This is a genomic window from Bradyrhizobium sp. Bra78 (assembly GCF_024519855.1).
In the GTDB taxonomy this organism is placed as follows: Bacteria; Pseudomonadota; Alphaproteobacteria; order Rhizobiales; family Xanthobacteraceae; genus Bradyrhizobium; species Bradyrhizobium japonicum_G.
The window spans coordinates 1-24,409 of record NZ_JALJRE010000008.1 but is presented as its reverse complement, the minus strand read 5'-3'; the positions used below and the strand labels follow the sequence as shown (position 1 = coordinate 24,409).

General features: G+C 64.0%; 28 protein-coding genes and 1 pseudogene. 16 read left to right on the top strand and 13 right to left on the bottom strand.

Translation table 11 applies throughout. The features are described 5' to 3' along the window. Positions 1-31 precede the first annotated feature (31 nt). Positions 32-619, bottom strand: a complete 588-nt coding sequence (locus OC450_RS18685; protein WP_211383554.1) for a hypothetical protein — start codon at positions 617-619, stop codon at positions 32-34. Positions 620-776: 157 nt separating this feature from the next. Between OC450_RS18685 and OC450_RS18680 the strand changes: the two genes are divergently transcribed. Continuing rightward, complete coding sequence (locus OC450_RS18680) at positions 777-1,715, top strand: LysR family transcriptional regulator (protein ID WP_211383310.1); 939 nt, start codon at positions 777-779, stop codon at positions 1,713-1,715. Positions 1,716-1,752: 37 nt separating this feature from the next. After that, positions 1,753-1,989 (top strand): helix-turn-helix domain-containing protein, encoded by a 237-nt coding sequence (locus OC450_RS18675; protein ID WP_262048413.1) that lies wholly within the window; start codon positions 1,753-1,755, stop codon positions 1,987-1,989. Positions 1,990-2,009: 20 nt separating this feature from the next. Here OC450_RS18675 and OC450_RS18670 read toward each other — a convergent pair whose 3' ends face one another. The 5 genes from OC450_RS18670 to OC450_RS18650 all read right to left on the bottom strand — a co-directional run bounded on the left by OC450_RS18670 (position 2,010) and on the right by OC450_RS18650 (position 4,759). Then, positions 2,010-2,594 carry a TIGR00645 family protein gene (locus OC450_RS18670; RefSeq protein ID WP_211383309.1) on the bottom strand — a complete coding sequence of 195 codons (585 nt, stop codon included), beginning with the start codon at positions 2,592-2,594 and terminating at the stop codon, positions 2,010-2,012. Positions 2,595-2,627: 33 nt separating this feature from the next. Next, positions 2,628-3,266 (bottom strand): TerC family protein, encoded by a 639-nt coding sequence (locus tag OC450_RS18665; RefSeq protein WP_211383308.1) that lies wholly within the window; start codon positions 3,264-3,266, stop codon positions 2,628-2,630. Beyond that, a complete protein-coding gene (locus OC450_RS18660; protein ID WP_211383307.1) occupies positions 3,263-3,625 on the bottom strand; it encodes a hypothetical protein in 363 nt (120 codons plus the stop codon). Before OC450_RS18660 ends, OC450_RS18665 begins: the two co-directional genes overlap by 4 nt. A gap of 2 nt (positions 3,626-3,627) precedes the next feature. Further along, positions 3,628-4,089, bottom strand: coding sequence for a TerB family tellurite resistance protein (locus OC450_RS18655; protein ID WP_211383306.1), 462 nt, complete (start codon positions 4,087-4,089; stop codon positions 3,628-3,630). 289 nt (positions 4,090-4,378) lie between these two features. Further along, a complete protein-coding gene (locus OC450_RS18650) occupies positions 4,379-4,759 on the bottom strand; it encodes a nuclear transport factor 2 family protein (RefSeq protein ID WP_211383305.1) in 381 nt (126 codons plus the stop codon). Positions 4,760-4,944: 185 nt separating this feature from the next. Here OC450_RS18650 and OC450_RS18645 point away from each other — a divergent pair, with 185 nt between their 5' ends. From OC450_RS18645 to OC450_RS18620, 6 genes are all read left to right on the top strand, one after another. Further along, on the top strand, positions 4,945-6,705 hold the full coding sequence (locus OC450_RS18645; RefSeq protein WP_211383304.1) for an MOSC and FAD-binding oxidoreductase domain-containing protein: 1,761 nt from the start codon (positions 4,945-4,947) through the stop codon (positions 6,703-6,705). Between the two features lie 15 nt (positions 6,706-6,720). Continuing rightward, a complete protein-coding gene (locus OC450_RS18640; protein WP_262048412.1) occupies positions 6,721-7,317 on the top strand; it encodes a redoxin domain-containing protein in 597 nt (198 codons plus the stop codon). Between the two features lie 85 nt (positions 7,318-7,402). Next, positions 7,403-8,230, top strand: coding sequence for a class II glutamine amidotransferase (locus tag OC450_RS18635; protein ID WP_262048411.1), 828 nt, complete (start codon positions 7,403-7,405; stop codon positions 8,228-8,230). Positions 8,231-8,249: 19 nt separating this feature from the next. Next, complete coding sequence (locus OC450_RS18630; RefSeq protein ID WP_262048410.1) at positions 8,250-9,476, top strand: carboxylate-amine ligase; 1,227 nt, start codon at positions 8,250-8,252, stop codon at positions 9,474-9,476. A 63-nt stretch (positions 9,477-9,539) separates the two neighbouring features. Next, positions 9,540-9,725: a hypothetical protein gene (locus OC450_RS18625; protein ID WP_211383300.1), complete on the top strand. Its 186-nt coding sequence runs from the start codon at positions 9,540-9,542 to the stop codon at positions 9,723-9,725. 338 nt (positions 9,726-10,063) lie between these two features. Next, complete coding sequence (locus OC450_RS18620) at positions 10,064-11,203, top strand: glucuronate isomerase (RefSeq protein WP_262048409.1); 1,140 nt, start codon at positions 10,064-10,066, stop codon at positions 11,201-11,203. 56 nt (positions 11,204-11,259) lie between these two features. On the opposite strand, the gene OC450_RS18615 is transcribed toward OC450_RS18620, so the two are convergent. From OC450_RS18615 to OC450_RS18605, 3 genes are read right to left on the bottom strand one after another with little or no spacing between them, the layout of a single operon-like run. Next, positions 11,260-11,868 carry a general stress protein gene (locus OC450_RS18615; protein ID WP_211383298.1) on the bottom strand — a complete coding sequence of 203 codons (609 nt, stop codon included), beginning with the start codon at positions 11,866-11,868 and terminating at the stop codon, positions 11,260-11,262. 21 nt (positions 11,869-11,889) lie between these two features. Further along, on the bottom strand, positions 11,890-12,225 hold the full coding sequence (locus OC450_RS18610) for a hypothetical protein (RefSeq protein WP_211383297.1): 336 nt from the start codon (positions 12,223-12,225) through the stop codon (positions 11,890-11,892). A gap of 53 nt (positions 12,226-12,278) precedes the next feature. Next, the gene (locus tag OC450_RS18605) at positions 12,279-12,713 is read right to left on the bottom strand and encodes a hypothetical protein (RefSeq protein ID WP_262048529.1); all 435 of its coding nucleotides are present in this window, start codon (positions 12,711-12,713) and stop codon (positions 12,279-12,281) included. On the opposite strand from OC450_RS18605, the pseudogene OC450_RS18600 reads away from it, so the two are divergent. The 3 genes and pseudogenes from OC450_RS18600 to OC450_RS18590 form a co-directional block, all read left to right on the top strand. Beyond that, positions 12,712-12,831, top strand: a pseudogene (locus OC450_RS18600) (glutathione-dependent formaldehyde dehydrogenase); the annotation flags it as partial. The gene OC450_RS18605 and the pseudogene OC450_RS18600 sit on opposite strands and share 2 nt — an antisense overlap. 119 nt (positions 12,832-12,950) lie before the next feature. Then, entirely contained in the window at positions 12,951-13,958 is a 1,008-nt protein-coding gene (locus tag OC450_RS18595; RefSeq protein ID WP_211383296.1) for an alpha/beta fold hydrolase, read from the top strand. A gap of 106 nt (positions 13,959-14,064) precedes the next feature. After that, a complete protein-coding gene (locus OC450_RS18590) occupies positions 14,065-15,360 on the top strand; it encodes a DUF892 family protein (RefSeq protein ID WP_262048408.1) in 1,296 nt (431 codons plus the stop codon). Positions 15,361-15,694: 334 nt separating this feature from the next. Here the strand turns inward: OC450_RS18590 and OC450_RS18585 are convergent, their stop codons facing one another. The 4 genes from OC450_RS18585 to rpiA all read right to left on the bottom strand — a co-directional run bounded on the left by OC450_RS18585 (position 15,695) and on the right by rpiA (position 19,249). Continuing rightward, positions 15,695-16,234 (bottom strand): hypothetical protein, encoded by a 540-nt coding sequence (locus tag OC450_RS18585; RefSeq protein ID WP_211383294.1) that lies wholly within the window; start codon positions 16,232-16,234, stop codon positions 15,695-15,697. A gap of 312 nt (positions 16,235-16,546) precedes the next feature. After that, positions 16,547-17,935 carry a glutathione-disulfide reductase gene (gene gor, locus OC450_RS18580; protein WP_262048407.1) on the bottom strand — a complete coding sequence of 463 codons (1,389 nt, stop codon included), beginning with the start codon at positions 17,933-17,935 and terminating at the stop codon, positions 16,547-16,549. Between the two features lie 55 nt (positions 17,936-17,990). Further along, on the bottom strand, positions 17,991-18,533 hold the full coding sequence (locus OC450_RS18575; RefSeq protein WP_211383292.1) for a DUF2059 domain-containing protein: 543 nt from the start codon (positions 18,531-18,533) through the stop codon (positions 17,991-17,993). A 2-nt stretch (positions 18,534-18,535) separates the two neighbouring features. Next, a complete protein-coding gene (gene rpiA / locus OC450_RS18570; protein WP_211383291.1) occupies positions 18,536-19,249 on the bottom strand; it encodes a ribose-5-phosphate isomerase RpiA in 714 nt (237 codons plus the stop codon). A gap of 165 nt (positions 19,250-19,414) precedes the next feature. Between rpiA and OC450_RS18565 the strand changes: the two genes are divergently transcribed. The 5 genes from OC450_RS18565 to OC450_RS18545 all read left to right on the top strand — a co-directional run bounded on the left by OC450_RS18565 (position 19,415) and on the right by OC450_RS18545 (position 24,321). After that, the gene (locus OC450_RS18565) at positions 19,415-20,089 is read left to right on the top strand and encodes an HAD-IA family hydrolase (protein ID WP_211383290.1); all 675 of its coding nucleotides are present in this window, start codon (positions 19,415-19,417) and stop codon (positions 20,087-20,089) included. A 153-nt stretch (positions 20,090-20,242) separates the two neighbouring features. Next, complete coding sequence (locus tag OC450_RS18560) at positions 20,243-20,728, top strand: hypothetical protein (protein ID WP_211383553.1); 486 nt, start codon at positions 20,243-20,245, stop codon at positions 20,726-20,728. Between the two features lie 119 nt (positions 20,729-20,847). Beyond that, entirely contained in the window at positions 20,848-21,882 is a 1,035-nt protein-coding gene (gene moaA / locus OC450_RS18555; RefSeq protein ID WP_262048406.1) for a GTP 3',8-cyclase MoaA, read from the top strand. A gap of 172 nt (positions 21,883-22,054) precedes the next feature. Then, the gene (locus OC450_RS18550) at positions 22,055-22,636 is read left to right on the top strand and encodes a TRAP transporter small permease subunit (protein WP_262048405.1); all 582 of its coding nucleotides are present in this window, start codon (positions 22,055-22,057) and stop codon (positions 22,634-22,636) included. A 29-nt stretch (positions 22,637-22,665) separates the two neighbouring features. Further along, entirely contained in the window at positions 22,666-24,321 is a 1,656-nt protein-coding gene (locus OC450_RS18545; RefSeq protein WP_262048404.1) for a TRAP transporter large permease subunit, read from the top strand. Positions 24,322-24,409: the final 88 nt, after the last annotated feature.

Below are 24,409 nucleotides of genomic sequence, written 5' to 3'. Positions count from 1 at the left end.
AATCCCCTGGCGTTGGCCTTGTCCGCGCCGGTCAGATCACCGGCTCGTCCTTCAGCGCGGAAATCACCTGCTCGCCTCGCGTGGTCAGGCGATAGGTCACCAGCGGACGGCTCGACGGCGGTTTTCGCGCGGTCTCGACGATGTAGCCGCGCACCATCAGGGCTTCGAAGCTTCCATAATAGCCGAACATGCTGATCTGGTTCTGCTTGAGCAACTTGAACTCGCGCAAGAGACGAATCTCGTTGCCCGAGAGCAGCGACCGGCGTACGCGCTGGACGAACCGCGCGCGCTGCTCGAACCAAGCCCGGTCGGGCAGCTCGTGCGAGGGCGGCACGGCGTCTCGCTCGCAGGGACGCACTTCCGGCGCAACGTCGATCGCGACCTGCGGCAGGCAGGGCATGCTGCCGACCACTGCATCCCGGGCGACGTCGAGCAACGCGATCGGCCAACGCCGCTTGTTCTCCACCATCACCGGCGGCGGCACGACGTTGTCGCGCACCAATTGCTCGAAGCGGCCGGCGGTCACGCCGACATAGGCGGCGGCGCGGCGGCGGTCGACCAGGCGGCTGTCCCGCACCCCCTCAGGCCCGCAACCGATATTCCGGTCCACTCCGATCATCACCCAATTCATCCCCTGGCGCGTCGTTGCGCAGGCCTGGCGGCGAGGCCGGCCAAGCCGGCGGAGAACCTAGGTTGGAGAGGCGCGCTCGAAAAGCAGAGAATTTCGCACATGTTGATGCCGTTTCGGCAACAGCTATAAATGGGCCGGGGGTCCCATGCGATTTCACTCACCGGCCATTCAGTACTTCCACGCGGTCCGCCGCACCGGCTCGATCCGGGCCGCAGCGCGCGTCCTGAATGTCGCCTCCTCTGCCGTCAGCCGCCAAATTCTCAAGTTGGAACAAGAGATTGGATCACCCCTGTTCGAACGGACGACGCGTGGCCTGACGCTGACGACGGTCGGCGAGATGCTGGCCCGGCACGTCATGAACGTGCTCCAGGACCTCGACCGCTTCCGCTCGGATGTCGCCTCCCTCTCCGGCGCCTGGCACGGCACCGTCAGCATCGCCTGCATCGAGTCGCTGACCGAGTCGGTGCTGCCGGACCTGATCGCCTCGCATCGCACCCGCGCCCGGCGCGTCAGCTTCACCACCGAGGTGAAGGGATCCTCGGACGTGCTGGAGGCCCTGAGCCGCGGCGAGGCCGACATCGGCATCGCCATGGCGCTGCGCCATCCGCCGGATCTGCGGCAGGTCGCATTGAAGCGGTTTCGCCTCGGCGCGGTGGTCGCGCGCGAGCATCCGCTGGCGCGGCGCAAGACGGTCACGCTGGCACAATGCCTCGCCTTCCCCGTCATCCACGCGTTGCCGGAGCTGTCGATCTATCATCTGCTCCAGCCGCTGATCGCGCAGCTCTCGGAAACGCCGGAGCCGGCGATCCAGGCCAACTCGATCGACCTGATGCGCGAACTCGCCGCGCGCGGCGTCGGCGTCGCGTTCCAGACCCAGCTCGGAATCGGCCGGCTGTCGCGCGACAGCCAGCTCGTCTTCCTGCCGCTCGACAATGCCGGCAGCCCGGTCTGGTCCGACCTCGGCATCTACGTTCGCGCCGAGCGCACCCTGCCCGCCTACACCGAGTCGTTTCTTCAGGAACTCGTGCGCGAACTGGGAGAGCGCGAGCGGCGGGAGAACGCGGCATATCCGCAGGTCGCGTGATCAAGGGTCGCGTGATCGAACGCCGCCGTCGTTACCCGTGCGAACGCTCCAGACCGCCACGCGCGCCGTGCACGGCGTCAGCCTGCATCATTTTCTGCGTCTCAAGCGGCTATGGTCGACCCGCATCCAGCTCATGACCGCCAGCGCCGGCGTGAGCGTCAAGGCCGCAGCACTCGGCAACGGCTTCTGGCAAATGGGCGATTTCGCGAGAGGCTACAAGATGACCTTCGGCGAGGCGCCCTCGGAGACGCCGGCGCGGAGCCGTCGTCTCTGAACGGGGTCCCGGTCGCGGGCTCAGGCGTGCCTGGACTCCTTGCGGTGACCGCTCTCGCTGAGGCGGTCGACCCAGGCGATGCCGACCGCCGAGATGATGAAGGTCAGGTGGATCAGCACCTGCCACATCACGCCGCTCTCGGTGAAATTGCTGCGCGTCGTGCCGAGATTGCCTGCCTCGATGAAGGTCCTGAGCAGCGAGATCGAGGAGATGCCGATGATCGCCATCGCCAGCTTGATCTTGAGCACGCTGGCATTGACGTGGCTCAGCCATTCCGGCTCGTCGGGATGGCCGCTCAAATTCAGGCGCGAGACGAAGGTCTCGTAGCCGCCGACGATCACCATCACCAGCAGGTTCGAGATCATGACGACGTCGATCAGCCCGAGCACGACCAGCATGATCTGCTGCTCGCTGGCGTCGAACGAGTGCAAGACCAGGTGCCAGAGCTCCTTCAGGAACAGCAGCACGTAGACCGCCTGCGCGACGATGAGGCCGACATAGAGCGGTACCTGCAGCCAGCGCGAGCCGAAGATGAGTTGCGCAAACGGGCCGATTTGCGGCGCTGTCGCGGAACGCGCCGAAGGTGCTTTGGGTTCAGAACTCATTGATCACTCCGGATGACGGACAGACGCGTTGCCTCAGAGACTCGCGATCACAGGCGCGAGCTCGAGCGAGCCGCGATAGATCATCTCGAAGGCGACGTAGACGATGATGGCGAGGCCGACATAGCCGATCCAGCGCTGCTTCTGCAGCACGCGGCCGAGCAGATCGGCGGCGACGCCCATCAGCGCGACCGACAGCAGCAGGCCGAAGGCGAGGATGTAGGGATGCTCGCGCGCGGCACCCGCGACCGCGAGCACGTTGTCGAGCGACATCGAGACGTCGGCAGCGACGATCTGCACGGCCGCCTGGCTGAATGACTTTCGCGGGGCAGCAGCCGCGCCTCCGCCGCCGCCATGGCTGAACGCGAGCTCGTTCGCATGCGCGGCCTGCTCGCGCAGCTCGCGCCACATCTTCCAGCAGACCCAGAGCAGTAGCACGCCGCCGGCGAGCAGGAGGCCGATCACCTGCAGGAGCTGGGTCGCGACGCCGGCAAAGGCGATGCGCAAGACGGTGGCGGCAATGATGCCGACGACGATGGCGCGCCGGCGCTGCTCTGCCGGCAGGCCGGCGGCGGCAAGGCCGATGACGACGGCGTTGTCGCCGGCGAGCACGAGGTCGATCAGGACGACCTGAAGCAGCGCGGTGAGCGCGTCGGTGGTGATGAATTCGGTCATGATCGATCGTTTTTCGGTGCGGACGGATCGAGCCAGTGCGGCTTCTTCCGCTCAACCCAATCCAGGACCTTGGCGCGCGAGGAGCGCAGCGCGGGCACGTCCTCCGCGAGCAGCGCGAGGCCGAGCGGCAGCATCCAGACGCCGAGCACCGGCAGAAAGGAGAGCACGCCGCCGACGATCAGCAGCGCGCCCGAGGGGATCCTCACCCAGCGGCTGGACGGTTTGAGCAGATAGGTGACGGTGTCGCCCACGCGCGGCGGCAGGCGATCGACGAGCTTGTCAAGGCGCGGATCGCCGCCGGCCATCTGGCGGGCGGCGTCCTCGGTCCCGGTCGTACGCTCGTCCGATGTTGCGCTCATGCTCACTCCTTCGGGACCGTGCCTGCCGCACCCGGTCCGACCTGCTTGGCGCGGGGCAATACCAGCGTCAGCAGCCGCAGCAGCTTGATCGCCTGCACCTCATGGGGATGCACGTCCTCGTCCGCGGCCGCGACGCGCTCCGACAGCTCCATCAGATGGCTCGAGAGCGACATGTTCGAAACCGGCCGCAGCGTGTCGATCACCACATTGGCAAAGTCCGGCTCCTCCAAACGTTCCGCCAGCGCGTCGAACATCGCGAACAATCGGTCTTCGCTGATATGCGGCGCCAATCCGCGATCCCTGATGAAGCGGATCACCTCGTCGCGCTCGACCGGCGAGACGCGCCGGTCGGCCACCGCGACGAGCGCGCCGGCGATGACCAGCGCCACCGCGGCCTGCTCGTTCAGGCCGGACGGTTCGGTGATCTCGATTTCGATCGGATTGGAAGTGGCAGCGTCAGACATCATGGCTCCTCAAGCTTGTGAGATGGCCGCGCGGAGCTGCGATGGGGACGATTGGGTCGGAGAGAACCAAGGAAGGCCCGACGATCGGCCGATCCATCGCATTCGCGCGGGACAGGTCATCCGACATCGCGAGGTTTGCCGACATTCGTCGGCGTCCTCGCCAGAGGGGCCCGGATTCTTGTTCGTCTCACACTTAAAGATGGGCCTGTCGGAATCAAGGCGAGGAGACTGCGACCAGCCGCCGCATCGGGTTCCAGGTTGACGCGCGTCCGGAGTCCGACAATCGCTTTTACCCCATCCGCTCGACAAGATGCGCACGCGAGGGCGAAGGATCGAACCTGTCGCCGAAATACTGCGTTTCGTGCGCCACCAACCCGTCGCTGAATTCCATGATGCTGACGACGTAGGACGGCACGCCGTCATAGGTGAGCACGAACTCGCTCACCCAGAGATCGCCGCCGCCGATGATCCGCCGAACCGTGAAGCGCTTCTTGTTGGGCTGCACGAACCGGCTCTCCTGGATATTCCGGCGGCCGCAGATACGTTCGCCCGATTGCGGATAGTCGAGCACCGCGTCCTCGCGATAGATGTCGTGCTCGGCCTCGAAATCGTTCGCGTCCGAAGCGTCCCAATGGCGCCGGAGCGCGGCCAGCCTGGCCTGATCATTCATCGCCATCTCCCGTTCTTGCGGTTTCCGCTGTTCAAATTGGAGCAAAGAGAGCCGGGAGCAAGGCTGTCTCGCAACGTCTAACAACGACTAACGGGCCAATAGTCCGGCCTGGGTGCAGATTGGCGATGCAGAAATCTGGAAATCGCCGGATTGCGCAGTGGCATTCGTCACGCCGGGAAATACGCATGGCACGTCTGCTTTCCGTCAATGTCGGCCTGCCGCGCGACGTCGCCTGGCAAGGCAGGACCGTTCATACCGGCATCTGGAAGGCGCCCATCGAGGGCCCGCGCAGGGTGCGCAGGCTCAACATCGATGGCGACAGCCAGGGCGATACGGCCGGTCATGGCGGCGAACATCGTGCCGTCTTCGTCTACCAGGACGAGTCCTATCGATATTGGCAGGAGCACCTAAGCCGGTCGAACCTCGTCCACGGTCAATTCGGCGAGAATTTCACCGTCGAGGGCCTCGCCGACACCGACGTGTGCATCGGCGACCGCTACAGGATCGGCTCTGCCCTGTTCGAGGTGACGCAGCCGCGCGTCACCTGCTACCGCCTCGGCATTCGCATGGAGGAGCCGGACATGCCCGCGCTGCTCGTCAAGCACGGCCGGCCCGGTTTCTATTTTCGCGTGATCGAGGAGGGCGACGTCGAAGCCGATGACGAGATCACGCGGGTCGCCCGCGGGCCCGAGCGCATGAGCGTGTTTGAGATCAATGCGCTGCTTTACATGCCGCCTCACCCGCGCGAACGCCTGGAGCGCGCACTGCGGATTCCGGCGCTGAGCCGCGGCTGGCGTCGTTCTTTCGCGGCGCTGCTCGAGCAGCAGCGCGGGAAGAATACGGCCGCGGGAAACGCCGGGCTCGGACCGGGTTCGAGCCCGCCTCCGGCATGGCACGGTTTTCGACCGTTTCGTGTGTCGCGCAAGATCGCCGAGAGCGGCAACGTGACGTCGCTGATCCTCGATCCCATCGACGGACATCCCGTGGCCGCCGCCCTGCCCGGCCAGTTCGTCGTCGTCCAGCTCGAGCCCCCGGCGGCGCGAGCGATAATGCGCAGCTATTCGCTGTCGAGCGGCTCCGACATCGCATCCTACCGCATCAGCATCAAGCGCGAGGCGCACGGTGCCGCCAGCCTCTACATCGCCGACGAGCTCCGACCGGGCGACGTCGTGCGGGTCGGCGCGCCGCGCGGGAACTTCACGCTGCGGCAGGAGGCAAGGCCCGTCGTCCTGCTGAGCGCCGGCATCGGCGTGACGCCGGTGCTCGCCATGCTCCACGCGCTTGCCGCGGAGGCGGCGACACGGGACGTCTGGTGGCTGCACGGCGCCCGCAACGGCCGCGAACATGCGTTCGCCGTCGAGGCGCGCGGGCTGTTGGCTGCGCTGGCTCACCATCACAGCCACGTCTGCTACAGCGCCCCTGAGCCGGGCGATCGTCCCGGCGTGGATTTCGACACCACCGGACGTCTGGATGGGCGCCTGCTCCTGAGGCTCGATGTGCCGCGCGATGCGGACTACTATCTCTGCGGACCGACGGCCTTCATGAGCGATCTCACGGCGGGCCTCGCAAATTTGGGCGTCTCGCCCGGTCACATCCACACGGAATTGTTCGGTGCCAGGCCATCCCTGACGCCCGGCATCGCGGCCTCGCTGCCGAAGCCTGTACATGTGCCCATGGGGGCGCCCGGCCCCGGCCCGATGGTTTCATTCGCCCGTAGTGGCCTCAACGTCTGCTGGGGACCGTCCTACGCCAGCCTGCTGGAGCTGGCCGAAGCATGCGACGTGCCGGTGCGCTGGTCGTGCCGGACCGGCGTCTGCCACAACTGCGAAAGCGGGCTCATTGCGGGAGTGGTCAGCTATGCGCCGGATCCCCTCGACGGACCGGCGGACGGAAATGTCCTGATCTGCTGCTCACGGCCCCGAAGCGACCTCGTGCTCGATCTGTGAAAGTGGGAGTGTCTGATGCGAACTGACATGGTGCCGGGAGCAACCTTCCCGGATTACGAGCTGAGCGACCACACCGGCAAGCACCGAAAGCTCTCGGATCTGCAGGCGGCCGATCCCATGGTGCTCGTTCTCGGTCGCGGCGGATTCTGTCCGAAGGATCGCCGCCAGGCCGAAGGCCTGCTGCAACTCCATCGCGAGATGGAGGTGGGCTATTGCCGGCTAGTCACGATCACCACCGACAACATCGCCCAGACCAACGAGTATCGCAGCGGTGTCGGAGCGCACTGGCCCTTCCTGTCGGATTCGCGGCGCCTCGTTCAGAAGGACCTCGATATCGGCGAATACACCGATCCCGTCCACAATCCGATGATCCCCCACGTCATCGTGCTCGAGCCCCGCCTCGTCGTTCACAGGATCTACAATGGCTACTGGTTCTTCGGCCGTCCGTCGGTCGAAGAGCTTCGCCAGGATCTGCGAGCGGTCAGCATGAAGTGCCGTCCGGATTGGGACATCACCGCGGCCGGGCTGAAAGCTCTCTGGGAGCAAGGCCGCAAGGAGCATTTTTATCCTTACGGCAAGCCTTACGTCGAAACTCTCGGCGGACAGGATTAGAACGCCGGGAACCATCTTCCCGTCAGGTTGGTTGATGCATCTCAGCACCCCATCTGGCGCCCGACAGGAAGCCCAAGGAACCCTCATGTGCCGCTGGATCGCATACCGGGGCGAGACGACCTCGTTCGAACCTTACGTCACCGAGCCCGAGCATTCGCTGATCGCGCAAAGCATGCGCTCGCTGCAGTCGACGGCGGGCTCCAATGGCGACGGCTTTGGTCTCGGTTGGTATGGCGAACATCCGGAACCCGGCCTTTATCGTGAAACACGCCCCGCCTGGTCGGACGAGAATCTCCGCTATCTCTGCCGCCACCTGCGCTCGCATCTGTTTTTCGCCCATGTGCGCGCTGCAACCGGCACGGCGGTGACGCGGCAGAATTGTCATCCCTTTGCCTGCGGCCAGTGGATGTTCATGCACAACGGATTCGTCGGCAGCTGGAATCGCCTGCGGCGCAAGGTCGAGGCGCTGATCCCCGACGCCTACTACCCTTCGCGGCTGGGCACGACCGATTCCGAGGCCGTGTTCCTCGCCATGATGGGCGCGGGCCTCGATGCCGATCCGCTCGGCGCAACGCAAGCCGTGCTGCAAGCCCTCGTCGGCCTCGTCAACGAAGGCCAGCTGCGCGAGCGGCTGCGCTTCACCAGCGCGATCTCGAATGGCCGCGACCTCTACGCCTTTCGAATTGCGGTCAACGACGCCGCGAACTCGCTGTACTTCCGCGAGGCCGGCGGCCAGGTCATCGTGGTATCCGAGCCGTTCGACAAGGAAACGGACTGGACGGAAGTCCCCGCGAATCACGCCCTGATCGCGCGCGCGTCCGAAAGCGCGAAAATTGTTCCGTTTGACCTTGCAATTTCCGGTGAGTCCCCCGCGGAACCCGCACCGGTCAAAAGGATTATCGCCCGCAGGTAATACCTTGGCCGGGTGCACGATGACATTTGCTTCAGACGTTCTGAAACTGCTGCGGCTCGATTCTTCCGACGACAAGCAGCATCTCGTCATCCGCTCCGCCGGCGGAGGCGGCAAGGCGGAGGAATATTCGTTCGGCATCGAGGAGGAATACTTCCTCGCCGACCGCCGTAGCCTTGAAGTCGCGATCCAGACTCCCAACGAGCTGTTCGAATCGGCGAACTGGTCGACCGGCGGCCAGGCGATGCGCGAGATGCTGCAGTCCCAGATCGAGGTCGCCACCAACGTTCACGTCGACGTCAACGACGCGCGCGAAGAGCTCCGTTTCCTGCGCCGCGAAGTCGCCAACGTCGCCGCGCAATACGGCTTCGTGATCATGGCCTGCGGCACGCATCCGACCGCGGTCTGGCGCATGTCACAGCCGAGCCCGAAGCCGCGCTACGAGGAGATGATCGAGGATCTGCGCAGCATCGGTCACCGCAACATGATGTGCGGCATGCATGTCCACGTCCAGTTGCCAGATCCCGAAAAGCGCATGGCGGTGATGCGGGCGATGCTGCCGTATCTGCCGTTGTTCATCGCCCTGTCGGCTTCCTCCCCGTTCTGGAATTCGCACAAGACCGGACTAAAAGGCTACCGGCTCGCCGCCTATTCAGAGCTGCCGCGTACCGGCCTGCCCGAATTGTTCGAGAGCAGGCAGGACTACGACGAATATGTCGGCGCGTTGCAGCGCTCCGGCGTGATCCCTGATGAAAGTCACATCTGGTGGGCCATGCGTCCATCCATGAAGCACCCGACCCTGGAGTTGCGCGCGCCCGACACCTGCACGTTCGTCGACGACGCCGTTGCCATCGCCTCGCTCTATCGCTGCCTGACCCGCTATCTCTATCTGCGGCCTTACCTGTCGAAACAGGTCACCGCGGTCGAGCGCGCGGTCGCGGTGGAGAACAAATGGCGCGCCCAGCGCTACGGCACCGATTGCATCTTTGCCTCCAGGGACGGGCCGGTCACCATCGCGGAGCTGCTCGCGCGCGCGATCGACGACATCGCCGAGGACGCGGCCGCGCTGAATTGCGCCGCGGAGGTCGAGCACTGCCGGTCCATCGTGGAGCGCGGAAGCTCCGCGGAATTCCAGCTGCGCTCCTTCCGCGAGAACGGGGATGACATCGGGTCCGTCTCGCGCTGGATCGCAGATGCGACCATCTCCGGCACGAGCGCCCCGGCCGCCGGCCTCAGAGCGCACTCATAGCGCCCGCGTAAGCTTCGGGGACGACAATGTCGTTCCTGAGTTTGGAAGATCGCGGAGAAGAGGATGAATCGCGTCACGTGTTGTGCCGGCTGCGGCCACGGACTTATTCCGATGCTCTCGGCCAAAGGGCGCCCGGAGCTGAGCTGCCTGTGGTGCGAACTGATCGACGCGCGGGCGATGGACATGGCGAAGTGGGCCGACAGCCCCTCCGGCAAGCCCGTGCGGACGGTCCGTCGGTCGTTCGAATGAACAGCTTCAAACACCCGGCCGCTGGCCTTTGCTGATCGGCAGCTGCACGTCCGCGCGAGGACTTGCCGACAAATTAGCCAGGACAGGCGTCGTCACTGGACCTGATGGCTCGGCGAAGCGGCCCCGGCCGGCTGGTGAAACGCGCCATCTAACCTCAGGTGCAACCTCGATTTTTCTTCGCGTTGCGTCGGGCCGGAGAGCCCGCGTGCCGGGCGGCATCTCGACTGGCCCAAAATTCGCAAGGCAACGTCAGGCCTGATTGCCTGCTCCCCCACGAATTCGAGCTGCAGGCTGCGTGCGCCCGGACGACCGGATGAGCGGCCAGATCGGAGAATGCCATGAACGTGCATGCCGCCGGCGATCTCAAATTCACCGGCCTCACCCGCCCGGATGGCGCGCCCCTTCGCCTCAACGCACAGGATTTCGTGGCGATCGACCGCGACCGGAATGCGAAGTTCGAGGCGACGTACCGGCCGCAGGCCCTCTACAATCGCGCCAACGAGGGCTTTCACGCCAACAACGAAACTTTCCTGCTGCACGAAGTCGCGACCAACCTGCCGATCTATCTTCCCGACACCGGCCCCACCGACTTCCATCTCCATCTGCCGCCGGGCGGCTTCCAGCTCGTGCTGGTCACCTCGGGCGCGTTCACCTTCGACTATGACGGCCGCTTCTATAATGTCGGCCCGGGCGCGGTGATGCTGCAAAGCGCCATCGTGCACCGCCAGCTGTTCTACACCTGGTCGGGCCTGTCGACCGAAGAGAATCTGAAGACGCCGCAGACGGTGGTGCCGGATCCGATCTCGATGGGCTATTCGGGCAAATTCCTCGAAGCCTTCATCACCGATCCCACCACCTTTCCGAACCCGACCATCGTCGGTCCGGACCAGATCAACGAAGCCGAGACGCCGCGCGTGGCCTGGAGCCACCCTCTGCACGATCGTCCCGTCGATGCAGGCTTCTGGCTTCAGGACCCCTTGGCGCTGGATGCGCTGTTCAAGCCGCTGATCGACGGCACCGTCAAATCATCCATGCCGGTTTACGTGCGCGATATCGGGATCGAAGTCCCGAGCGGTCATCTCGTCGCCGGCCATATCATCGCAACCGACCCGCGCGACCAATCGCTGCTGCCGAAGAGCACGTCGGCTGCAGCCGACGTCACCTGTTTCGCCAAGGGCGAGGTCGCGATCTACCGCGTCATTCGCGGCAGCGCAGAATTCAAGAACAAGGCCGGAGAGACCTTCGAGCTCGCCGCCGGTGACGTGGTGACGGCGGGCAAGAACGCGATCAGTCTCACGGGCATCGGCGAAAACACCCAGGTGCTCCGGCTCGGCCTGCTCAAGGGCATGAACGACCTGCGCAGCTGGACACCGACGCAGCGCGATGAGATCGACGGTCTCGCCGGTCAGATCATCACGCAGAAGGACATCCGTCCGCTGCGGACCGAGGGCATGCCGGTCGGGTATCTGTACGGGTAGCCGCACAAGAAACGGCCCGCCGAAGCGGGCCGTCGGGATCTCGATTAGCGCAACGATCAGCCGTAGAGCTGCCGCTCCTTGCGAACCTCGTCGGCACCGTAAGGCTTGCTGGCCGGATCGAACGATTTCCATCCGGCCTTCTGCCAGGCGGCACTGCGGTCACGCAAATTGACAGCAGACTCGTCTAGGATCGAATCAAGGCGCGATCGTTCCGCATCCGCCACACGGGCCGACACGAGCGTGCCTCCGCGACGGACGCCCTCTGCATAAGTGTCGGCATCCTCCCGCGAAACCCCGGCTTCAGTCAGCGCTCCAACGACGCCGCCGGTAGCGGCTCCCGCCGCCGCACCGACCGCGGTCGCGGCGAGCCAGCCGGCAGCGACGACCGGTCCGAGACCAGGAATTGCGAGCAGGCCGAGACCGGCAAGAAGGCCGGCAGTGCCACCCACGCCCGCGCCGATGCCGGCACCCTTGCCTGCACCTTCGGCGCGATCGTCAACGCCATCGCGGTCACGATCCACCTTCTTGTCGGTGTTGAACCAGCTGTCCGAATTGTTGGCGACGATGCTGATGTCCGAATGCGGCACGCCGGCAGCTTCGAGACGCTGAACCGCCTGCTGCGCACTGGTGTAATTGTCGTAGAGACGAGAAATTGTAACGGTCATTTTGATTGCCTCTTTATTTGCTTACTTGGCCGAATTGACGTTGCCTTGAAAGTCGACGCTGACGGCAGAAGCCGATCCGCCCTTGCTGGCCTGGCCGCGCCAGACGCCATTGTCGTCCTTCTTCAACTCGGTGACGTTGGCATAGCCAGCATCCTCGAGCTTCGATTTGGCTTGCCCTTCGGTGAAACTGTTGCGCCCGGCGACAGGAGTGTCGGAGTTGTTCTGACCGGTCGTGTTGACCGCGTTGTTGTTTGGCCCCGACTGCGCCGGCGGATTTTGCGCGGAGGCCGGGGCAGCCGCGAATGCTGTGGCCGCTGCGAATAAAGAAATGCAAACGAAGAGTGACGGGCGTTTCATGATTGTCTCCAGTGACTAAGGAGTGACCCAAGCCCGCATCGGAGCTTTAGTTCCTACCTTTCGCCCCGTGACATCTCCTTCACGCTCAGGTTCTGAAGAATATCATCCACGTGACAGCCGATGAGGACTGCGAGTTCCCCGCTCACATCCAGCAGCATCAGGACACCAGGACCGAGTTCGCCTTGGCGCGCTTCGACTGCAGTCTCGACGATGCGCCCGCTGTTGTCTTGGTCCATCACATCGGTCTCGCATTCGGAGGGATCGGTTTGACCGTTTCCTGGACTAGCGGAGTCGTAGCTGCTGCGCGAACGTTGCGCGCGGATCGATGCCGCATGTCCACCCTGAAGACACCCGCTCCCTGGCCTTCGATCAACGTCCAGAATCGACGCATTCATGGGGTTAGGAACATCCTTCCATCCTTTCTGTTGCATCTGCACGACATGATCCGTGAATGCGCATGCCGTCCCCAAAAATGGAGATTTGACCATGCGTGCACTCTGTTGGCACGGCAAAGGCGACGTCCGGGCAGACACGGTCCCGGATTCCAAGATCCAGCATCCGCGTGACGCGATCATCAGGATTACCGCCTGCGCTATCTGCGGCTCTACCGGAAATTCAGCGACAAAGAAGCCGGCGTCATCAAGGTCGTGATGAGACCAGGACGTTAACCCGGAAGCGTCCCCTCCTACTCTCCAACAACTGGCCCCGGTCAGCGAAAGTGTCACATGCGCATACTGAAAAGACGTTCGCCATCTTTGGCGGCCACGACCCTTCATGCTCTCGCGGAATATCCGTTCGCCTCCGCCCTTGTCGCGGCAGCCGGCCTGATGGCAGCAGCCGCGGTCGTCAATCGGCGCCTTGCCGACAAGGCGCAGCGCGACAACCCACCTCAAGGACGATTCATCGACGTCGACGGAGTTCGCCTGCATTACGTCGAGCGCGGATCCGGACGCCCCCTGGTCCTGCTCCATGGCAATGGCAGCATGATCCAGGATTTCGAGTCGAGCGGCCTGATCGACCTCGCTGCCAAGGACTATCGCGTCATCGTGTTCGATCGTCCCGGCTTCGGCCACAGCCTGAGGCCCCGCAATGTGGTGTGGACGCCTGCGGCTCAAGCCGACCTCTTCAAGGATGCGCTCGCGCATTTGGGCGTCGAGAAGGCGATCGTGCTCGGACATTCCTGGGGAGCGTCAGTTGCGATCGCCTTGGCAAGCAGACATCGCTCAATGGTCGAGGCCCTGATACTGGCATCGGGCTATTATTTCCCGACGGCCCGCACCGACGCGATGATGGCGATGGCCGGGCCGGCGATCCCGGGATTTGGCGACATCCTCAGTCACACGATCTCCCCGATCTTCAGCCGTCTGATGTGGCCGGCAATGCTGCGTCAGCTGTTCGGACCAAAATCCGTCCCGCAAAAATTCGATGGCTTCCCCAAATCACTGGCCGTGCGTCCATCGCAGCTTCGGGCCGGCGCGGCCGAGGCGGCGCTGATGGTCCCTGCTGCAATGCTGTCTGCGAAGACCTATGGCGAACTGGCCATGCCGGTCACCATCATGGCCGGCGAGGATGACCGTCTCATCGACATCGACGAGCAGTCCGGCCGGCTGCATGACGAAATCAAGCACAGCAAGATGCGCCGCGTCCCGAATGCCGGTCACATGATCCAGCAGTCGGATACGGCCGACCTGATGGCCGCCATCGACGAGGCTGCGGCGGGAACGCTGCACTGAGAGCTCAGTCACGTCAGGCGCATCTGATCGCGGCGCGATCCGAATTAGGAACGTCCGATACAGCGCTCGGTTGGCCCCGGTATCTCCTGCAATCGAAGGTCTTTCCATGTATCATCACGTCAAGAAGCTCATGTTTACAGTCCGGGTCGATGAGCCCGATCCGCGGTTCGGCAATATGCTGCTGGAGCAATTCGGCGGAGCCAACGGCGAGCTGGCGGCCGCCATGCAGTATTCCATTCAGGGTCTCAATTGCGACGATCCGGATCGCAAGGACCTCCTGATGGATATCGGAACCGAGGAATTGAGTCACCTCGAGGTCGTCGGATCGCTCGCGCGCTTGCACTTGAAGCCCATGAAGTTCGATCGCGAAGCGGCGGAAGCCGATCCTTTGATCGCGATCGCCGGAGGCGGCGGCGTCGGCCTGTTCAACTCGCAGGGCAACGCCTGGACCGCCGACTACCTCAAGATCACCGGCGAGCTCGACGTCGACCTGCGCAGCAACATCGCGGCCGAAGCCCGCGCCAAGATCGTCTACGAACGGCTGATCAATTTCTGTGATGACGCCGGCACCAAGGACGCCTTGCAGTTCCTGATGACGCGCGAAATCACCCACATGAAGGCGTTCTCGCGCGCGCTGGAAAGCATGAACAAGCCCGCGTTCAGTATCGGCCGCATCGCTCCGACGCCCGGTCTCGTGGACCAGTTCTTCAACGATTCAACCGGGTCCGGCGACAACGGGGAAATCGACACACGAGGTCCCTGGAACGAGGGCGAAGATTGGGTTTTCACGCAATCCCCGGCACTCCAGAGCGGCGATTCCGGCACGGCGCCTTCGATCGTTGCCGAGAGTTCGCCGTCGGAACCTCTCGTCGGCCTTGACGACCTGCTGATCGATCAGTTGCGTGACCTCTTGCATGCTGAGAGGCAATTGACCAAAGCGCTGCCGCAGATGATCGAGGCCGCCCGCTACGACCAGCTCGGCGAGCTCTTCACCGTCCATCTGGCCGAAACCGAAGCGCAGATCGAGCGTCTGGACGGGTGCTTCGAACTGCTCGGCAAGAAGCCCCGCGCCAGGACCTGCAAGGGCATGCAGGGACTTGTCGAAGAAGGCGGCGAAGTGATCAAGGAGGGTGCCAGGAAGGACGATGCCGCCGCTGATCTCGCGTTGATCGGCGCGGCACAGCGGGTCGAGCACTACGAGATTGCCGGCTACACGACTGCCCGCAACCTGGCGCAGCAGTTGCGTCAGGGCGGCGTCGTCGCGCTGCTTTCGAAGAATCTGGCCGAGGAAGAGAACGCAGATCAACTGCTCAATCAGGTCGCGCGTTCGTTGATGTCGGTCGCGAAAATGCCCGCCGCGATCGAACAGAGCTTCGTCGAAGACGAGCCCGCCGGAGGATAAGCCGCGTTTTGACAATAAATCCGGGCGGCCCCATGAAGGGCCGCCTGATTAGTGCCACCACCCGGAAGGCTTCACATGATGCGGAAGATCCAAGAGCATGCTTGCCTGGCCTGCAACGGCACGGGCTTTCCCCCGTCGGTACAATCGGCATCTCCGGGCCGCAGGATCTACCCTGTCAAATGCGCGGTCTGCCAAGGTAAGGGAAGGATACCGGAGGCCGATCAAGGCAGCCTCGATGCTTCGGTCTCTTGACCTCGAACGTGAATTTGACCGGGGCAGGATGGTTAGCTTTCGCTTCCACCATGCCCCGGTTTGCACGGCCGCTTGGATTGCTTCACGCGGCATGCGGGTTGACGATTGCATAGCCTCGCACCGAACGCGGATGAAGTCGCGTTGCGTGCCCGCCTGAATTTGCGTCATATGCCAACCACGTGTCGCCACCAAGGTGCTGCTCCAGCACAAAAACGTGCCCTCGCCGCGCCGCTACCATTCCGGCTGCAGGTGGTGTGCGCGGAAAGCGGAGCCAGTTAGCCGCAAGGTTCAATTCCGGCACGATGCGACCAAACACGCGTATCGCCGCGCCGCAACCGCAGAAAGAACCAGGGCAGCCAGCTGGGCGACTACCGACAATTTGACCGCGAGGGACATTTGCTTCGGCTACGCTGATACGTCGCTCCGCCGCAGTACGCTCTTCCAACAACCCCGGCCGTCGAGCGTAACGCGAAGCCTTCTCGCTGCGCGATAGTGGAGACGAGAAATCACACGGCATGGTCACATTGCATTCTGGAACCTGACCAGTACGGATGCCGCGAGCTTCCGACGCGATGGATCCGGTAACAACGAAGACCGACGCAATAATAAATTGCTTGAACATGCAGAACTCCACACTGAAGGGTCCTGCCCCGAATTCAGAAATCAATGTCAGGCGGGCGGAATTGTGCCCAGAGAGCGGCTAATTTCCGGCAATCCGTTCAGCAGACGCAGGTCAAACCGTCGGCAGATCGCGGAACTGGCTGACAGCTGACGCTGCCGGGCGCCGCCAGTTAAGCAACCTCACTTCGGTCTCTCGGCTGCGCGCCCAGAAGAATGTCACGATAGGACGAACGCTCGTCCCGATGCACAAGGCACCTTGGGGCCAAATGACAGCCCGCCGCGCGATAAGAAAACAGTCCGGTGATTGCCGCCCCTACTCCGCCGCCTGACGCACGTGGCGCGCGGTCGGCGTGCGCATGGTGACGAGTTCTTCGGCCGCGGTCGGATGCAGCGCAATCGTGGAATCGAAATCGGCCTTGGTCGCCTTCATCTTCACCGCGATCGCGACCGCCTGGGTGACCTCGGCGGCGGCATCGCCGACGATGTGGCAGCCAAGCACGCGGTCGGTCGAGCCGTCGACCACGAGCTTCATCAGCACGCGGGTGTCGCGGCCCGACATCGTCGCCTTGATCGGGCGGAACGTCGTCTTGTAGATGTCGACATGGCTGAACTGCGCCCGCGCCTCGGTCTCGGTAAGACCGACGGTGCCGACCTCCGGCTGCGAGAACACCGCAGTCGGGATGTTGGCGTGATCGACCCTGACCTCGCGCTTGCCGAACACGGTGTCGGCAAACGCATGCCCCTCGCGGATCGCGACCGGCGTCAGGTTGAAGCGGTGCGTGACGTCGCCGATCGCATAGATGCTGTCGACCGAGCTCTTCGAGAAATGATCGACCGCGATGCCGCCGTTCTTCGGATTGATGGTAACGCCGGCCTTCTCCAGGCCGAGATTGGCCACCGCCGGATGACGGCCGATCGCGAACATCACCTGGTCGGAGGCAAGGCTCGACCCGTTCGACAGATGCGTGGTGAATTCCTCGCCGTGGCGATCGACCTTCGCCACCGTGCAGCCGGTGAGGATGGTGATGCCCTGCTTCTCCATCTCGGCGCGGACGTGGGTGCGGACGTCCTCGTCAAAGCCGCGCAGGATGTTGTCGCCGCGGTAGATCACGGTGACGTCGGAGCCGAAGCCGGCGAAGATGCCGGCGAATTCCAGCGCGATGTAGCCGCCGCCCTGGATCACGATCCGCCTCGGCAGCTTCTTGAGGTGAAAGGCTTCGTTGGAGGAGATCACATGCTCGATGCCGGGGATGGAGGCGCCGTGATTGGGCGCTCCGCCGGTGGCGATCAGGATGTATCTTGCGGAGATCTTCCTGTCGTTCTCGAGCAGGCGGACGGTGTGCTCGTCCTCGATCACCGCGCGGCTCTTGACGATCTGCGCGCCCGATTTCTCGACATTGGCGGTGTAAGCCGCCTCGAGCCGCGCGATCTCCTTGTCCTTGTTGGCGATCAGCGTCGACCAGTCGAAGCTCGCGGGCGGAACGGTCCAGCCGAAACCGGCGGCGTCCTCGAGCTCGTGACGGAAATGCGAGCCGATCACGAACAGCTTCTTCGGCACGCAGCCGCGGATCACGCAGGTGCCGCCCATGCGGTACTCTTCCGCGATCATCACACGGGCGCCGTAGCCGGCCGCGATGCGGGCGGCACGCACGCCGCCCGAACCGCCACCGATGACGAAGAGGTCGACGTCGAATTCAGCCATTGTCCACTCCGACCTCTCCTAGAGCACGATCCGGATTCTGATCAGATAGGTTCGATCAGATCTCCTTGCCACGCTTGCGCATCTCGGCGCGGAAGGCGCCCATCACGATCTCGGAGAAGCTCTGGGCCCAGGAGTTCATGAAGGCCATGCTGAGGCCGATGGCGCGCGGCTCGGCGTCGATCAGTTTCTTGCCCAGCGGCGACTTGTAGAAGGTGACGAGATCCTTCAGCTCCTGCTCGGTGAACTCGCTGGCATAGATCTGCGCCATGCCATCGCCGATCTCGCTCTGGCGTCCCTGGAGCTGCTGGGCGACGATCGGGGCGACTTCGTTGAGATCCTTCTGGTAATTGAGGTTCTGCTGGGTCAGCACGCCCTTGGTCTTCTCGACGAGGCCGGGCACGGCGCCGGCATACATCGCAGCGGCGTTCTTGATCTGCAAAATCTCCTTGGCCGCAGCGAGCGCCGCCGGCGAAGCCTTCGGCACGCCCGGGGCCACCGCAGCCTTCGGGGCCGGCTGCTGGGCGACAGCCGGAACGGCTGCGACCGCCAGTCCCGCAGCGAGGGCCGCGGCCGGCAAGAATCTCAAAACGCTGTTCATTCCTAGTCTCCTTTCGGCTTTCGCCGTTCAACCACGCGAATCCCCTCGCCACCCGCCAAAACAGCCGAGCTGGCCAAGCCGATGAACAGACCATGCTCGACGACGCCGGGGATCGCGCTCAACGCCTTGGCGAGACGAGCCGGATCCACGATCTTTCCAAGCTGGGCATCGACGATCCAGTGGCCGCCATCGGTGACGAAAACGTGGCCATCCTTGCCCTTGCGGACCGCCATTTGCCCGGAAACGCCGCATTGCGCAAATGCCTTCTCGATCGCGCGGCGCGTCGCGCCGAGCCCGAACGGGATGACCTCGACCGGCAGCGGAAAGCGGCCGAGCGTCGGCACCCATTTGGTGTCGTCGGCAATCACGATCATGCGATCCGAAGCGGCCGCGACGATCTTCTCGCGCAGCAGCGCGCCCCCGCCACCCTTGATCAGATTGAGCTCGGGATCGATCTCGTCGGCGCCGTCGACGGTAATGTCGAGATGGTCGATCTCATCGAGCGTGGTCAGCGGCACGCCGCAGCGCGCCGCGTCGAGGCGCGTCGCCTCTGAGGTCGGCACGCCGATCACCTTGAGCCCGGCGGCGACGCGCTCGCCGAGCAGTTCGACGAAATGTTTCGCGGTCGAGCCGGTGCCGAGCCCGAGCTGCATGCCGTCACGCACCTCCTCGAGGGCGCGCGCCGCAGCCTGCCGCTTCAACTGGTCCATGTTCACGATGCGCCCGCCTCTGGATGAAGACCGTGCCGCCGATATAGCCGGTTGCGGCGGCCTATGTAGCCTCGTTTTTTCCGCCGGAACAGGCCTGCGGGCCTATCTTATAAGGTGATCTTATGGCTCCGGCCCTTGCGCCGGCGGGGCCGGACCGATAGCGCTTCCGACATGACCTCCCCCTACACCCTCGTCTTCGATCTCGACGGCACGCTTGTGGATACGGCGCCCGACCTGATCACCGCACTGAATTACGTGCTCGACCGCGAAGGGCTGCCGCCCGTGCCGATGGCCTCGGCCCGGAACATGATCGGCGCCGGCGCCCGCAAGCTGATCGAGCGGGGTCTGGAGGCCGAGGGCCGCACGGTCACGCCTTCGGACATGGACCGGATGACGGCGGATTTCATCGCTTATTATGCCGATCATATCGCGGTCGAATCCCGGCCCTTCGAGGGGCTGGAGGCCGCGCTCGACCATTTTGCCGCCCAGGGCCATCGGCTCGCGGTCTGCACCAACAAGCTGGAATGGCTGTCGAAGCGACTGCTGGACCAGCTCGACCTCAGCAGGCGCTTCGCGGCGATCTGCGGCGCCGACACTTTTGGCGTCCAGAAGCCCGACCCGACCATTTTCCGCGAAACCGTGGCGCGCGCCGGCGGCGCGATCAAAGCCAGCATCATGGTCGGCGATGCCGGAACCGATGTCGGAGTGGCCCGCAGGGCCGGGGTGCCCGTGATCGGGGTCAGCTTCGGCTACACGGACGTGCCGATCGCCGAGCTGAAGCCGGACCGGCTGATCCATCACATGCGCGACCTGCCGGCCGCAGCCCATAGCCTGATGACGGCGTAGGCGCTCTCAACACGTTGATATGTCGTCGATATTCCGGGGAACCCTGCGTTAACCATCTATTAACTATGCGCAGCCCGCCGGTTGCCTGGCTGGAACGACGCCCCTAAGTTCGCCCGGGGATGTGGCGGTTCGTCGCAGAAGATTGGGATGGTCATGCGTCGTGTCAGCGCGATTGCGTTAGCGGGAGCGAGCCTCCTCGGGGCAACCAGCCTTGGCGGCTGCTCTTCAATGTCTTGGGACATGTTCAAATCGGCGCCGCCGACCGTCCAGGTCCGGCTCGAATCCAATCCCCCCGGGGCTGACGCCACGACCTCACTTGGTTCGGGCTGCAAAACCCCCTGCTCCGTCTCGGTTCCGGCCCCCGACGCCCCCTTCACGGTGGCTTTCGCCCTGCCCAAATACCAGCCGGTCAGCGTCCCGGTGAACGTGATCAAGAATCCCGGCGATTTCACCACACCCGCCTCGGTCACCACGGACCCCAGTCCGGTGTTCGCGGAACTTCAGCCGGCCGCCCCGCCGAAACCGGTCCGCAAGCCGCACCGGCCGAAGAAGCCGAAACCGGCTGCAGCCGCCGCACCGGCCGATGCTGCACCTGCTGCAGGATCGCCGTTCCCCGATCCGACCACGGGCAAGCGCTGACCCAAGCTTGGACCTGCGTCACGCTCGCGATTGTCCTTGGGCATCGCCATGCTTAGATTGCGTCCAGCGCGGCGTTGAAGCAAAGCTTTGCCGTCGCCGTAAGTGACAAGGCATTTGGTATGAACGGACTTTCCGCGAGCCCCCGAGCAGCGCTGTCGAGCGCCATGACCGATCCGTTCGGGCGGACCATCTCGTATTTGCGCGTGTCCGTCACCGACCGCTGCGACCTGCGCTGCTTCTATTGCATGTCGGAAGACATGACGTTCCTGCCCAAGGCGGACCTGTTGACGCTGGAAGAGCTCGACCGGCTCTGCTCGGCCTTCATCGCCAAGGGCGTGAAGAAGCTGCGGCTCACGGGCGGCGAGCCGCTGGTCCGCCGCAACGTGATGACGCTGGTACGCTCGCTGTCGCGGCATCTGTCAAGCGGCGCCTTGAGCGAGCTGACGCTGACCACCAACGGCACCCAGCTTGCGAAATACGCCCAGGAGCTCGCCGATTGCGGCGTCCGCCGCATCAACGTCTCGCTCGACACGCTCGACCCGCGAAAGTTTCGCGAGATCACCCGCTGGGGCGAAATCGACAAGGTGCTGGAAGGCATCGAGGCCGCGCGCGCCGCGGGCCTCGCCGTGAAGATCAACGCCGTGGCCCTGAAGAACCTCAACGAGGACGAGCTCCCGGACCTGATGCGCTGGGCCCACGGCAAGGGCATGGGCCTGACGCTCATCGAGGTCATGCCGATGGGCGAGATCGGCTCGGGCCGCATCGACCAGTATCTGCCGCTGTCGCTGGTGCGCGCGCGCCTCGCCCAGCAATTCACGTTGACGGACTTAAGCGAGACCACCGGCGGGCCGGCGCGCTATGTCAGCGTCGCCGAGACCGGCGGCAAGCTCGGCTTCATCACGCCGATGACCCACAATTTCTGCGAATCCTGCAACCGGGTGCGGGTCACCTGCACGGGCACGCTGCACACCTGCCTCGGCCACGAGGACGCGTCCGATCTGCGCAAACCTCTGCGTGCATCCGATGACAATACGCTGCTTGCGGATGCGATCGACCGCGCCATTGGGCTGAAGCCGAAGGGCCACGATTTCATCATCGACCGCCGCCACGACCGCCCCAGCGTCTCCCGGCACATGAGCGTCACCGGCGGCTAGCGTCAACTTGTCTCTTCCGGGCGATTTCCCTTAACAATCAACAAACTTCCAATTGACGGACGGCACGCCCGCTGGTTTTGTGCGGCGGCCTCATGCCTGCGCGGCGAGACAAGCCGACGCGCCCAAGTCGGCGCAGACAAGACGGCCGGGGCATAAGCGGGGAGGACCTATCTTGACAGCGCTCCTGAAACTGAGCGGCCTCATCGACGCGTTTACACGCTGGACGGGCAAGCGCCTGGCCTGGTTGATTTTGGTCGCCGTGATCATCTCGGCGGTCAATGCGATCGTGCGCAAGACCTTCGACACGTCTTCGAATTCATGGCTCGAGCTGCAATGGGTGCTGTTCAGCATCGTCTTCCTGCTGTGCTCGTCCTGGACGCTGCTGGACAACGAGCACATCCGGATCGACATCGTCAACGCCATGCTGCCGAAGCAGATGCGCAACGTCATCGACCTGGTCGGGCACCTGTTCTTCCTGATACCGCTGACCGTCGTCATGATCATCACCGGCGTACCGTTCTTCCTGCGTTCGTTCCAGATCAACGAGCAATCGGGCAATGCCGGCGGCTTGCCGCAATGGCCGGCCAAGTCACTCATCATGATCGGCTTCGCGATGCTGCTCGTTCAGGCCATCTCCGAGTTGATCAAGCGGATCGCCATCATGCGCGGCATGATTCCGGATCCTCACGAGTCGCAGGTTTCGGCGCTGGAGGCCGAGGTCGAGCATCTCGTTGAAGCGATCGAAAAGAAGTAATCGGCGAGCGGCCTTCGTAGGGGGATTCAATGACCGCGTTTATTATCGCCAATATGGCGCCGATCATGTTTGCGTCGCTGGTGGTCGTGCTGCTGCTCGGCTACCCGGCGGCATTTTCGCTCGGCGCCGTGGGGCTGTTCTTCGCCGTGATCGGCATCCAGCTCGGCGAATTCCATCCGGATTTCCTGCAGGCCCTGCCTGAACGCGTCTACGGCGTGATGAACAACGACACGCTGCTTGCCATTCCATTCTTCACTTTCATGGGACTGGTGCTCGAGCGCTCCGGCATGGCCGAGGATTTGCTCGACACCATCGGCCAGTTGTTCGGCACGATCCGCGGCGGCCTTGCCTATGCCGTCGTCTTCGTCGGCGCGCTGCTCGCGGCAACCACCGGCGTGGTCGCGGCATCGGTGATCTCGATGGGACTGATCTCCCTCCCGATCATGCTGCGCTACGGCTACGACCGCCGCGTGGCGACCGGCATCATCGCCGCGTCCGGCACGCTGGCCCAGATCATTCCGCCCTCGCTCGTTCTCATCGTGATGGCCGATCAGCTCGGCAAGTCGGTCGGCGACATGTACGAGGGCGCGTTCATACCGGGCCTCGTGCTCGCCGGCCTGTACGCGGGATATGCCTTTTTGGTCAGCCTGATCTTCCCGAAAGCGGTGCCGGGCCTGCCGAAGGAAGCGATCGGCTTCCGCGAGCAAGACGGCAGCCGTGGCCTGCCTTCGCTCGGCGTGCTGTTTCTCGCAAGCTGCGTGTTCGGATGGCTCATGATGCGAAATTCGGACACGCATGGCGCCGACTTCGTGGTGCTGAGCATGTTCTTCGGCATCCTGTTCGCGTTCGCCGTCGCAGTCGTGAACTGGATCGTCGATAAGTTCACCGGCTTCCGCTTCCTCTCGAAGATGGCGCAGCAGACGACGTTCGTGATGGTGCCGCCGCTGTTCCTGATCTTCCTGGTGCTGGGGACGATCTTCATCGGCGTCGCCACTCCGACGGAAGGCGGCGCGATGGGCGCAGCCGGCGCCCTCATTCTCGGCGCCATGAAGCGGCGGCTGACCTGGGACCTGGTTCGCCAGGCCACCGAATCGACGGCGAAGCTTTCGGCCTTCGTCGTCTTCATCCTGGTCGGTGCCCGCGTGTTCTCGCTGACTTTCTACGGCGTCAACGGCCATGTCTGGGTCGAGCATCTCCTGACCTCGCTGCCCGGCGGCCAGATCGGCTTCCTGCTCTTCGTCAACGCCTTCGTCTTCGTGCTGGCCTTCTTCCTCGATTTCTTCGAGCTCGCCTTCATCGTGATTCCGCTGCTGGGGCCGGCTGCCGAGCATCTCGGCATCGACCTGATCTGGTTCGGCGTCATCCTCGGCGTCAACATGCAGACCTCGTTCATGCACCCGCCATTCGGCTTTGCGTTGTTCTATCTGCGATCGGTCGCGCCGAAGGAGCGCTACACCGACCGCGTCACCGGCAAGAGGATGGAGCCGGTCACGACGGGACAGATCTACTGGGGCGCCGTACCGTTCGTCGTGATCCAGATCATCATGGTGGTGCTCGTGATCATGTTCCCGTCGATGGTGATGCATTACAAGGGCGAGCTGTCCACCGTCGATCCCAACACCATCAAGATCGAAATTCCGCAGATCGAGCTGCCGCCGCTCGATTTCGGCCAGCCGAAGCAGTAGCTGGCGCGGTTCCCGCCTAGCCCTCCCCCACAAGGCAGGGCTATCGCATATGACAGCGGGAGGTTTCCGAAAGACCTCGGCCTGCATG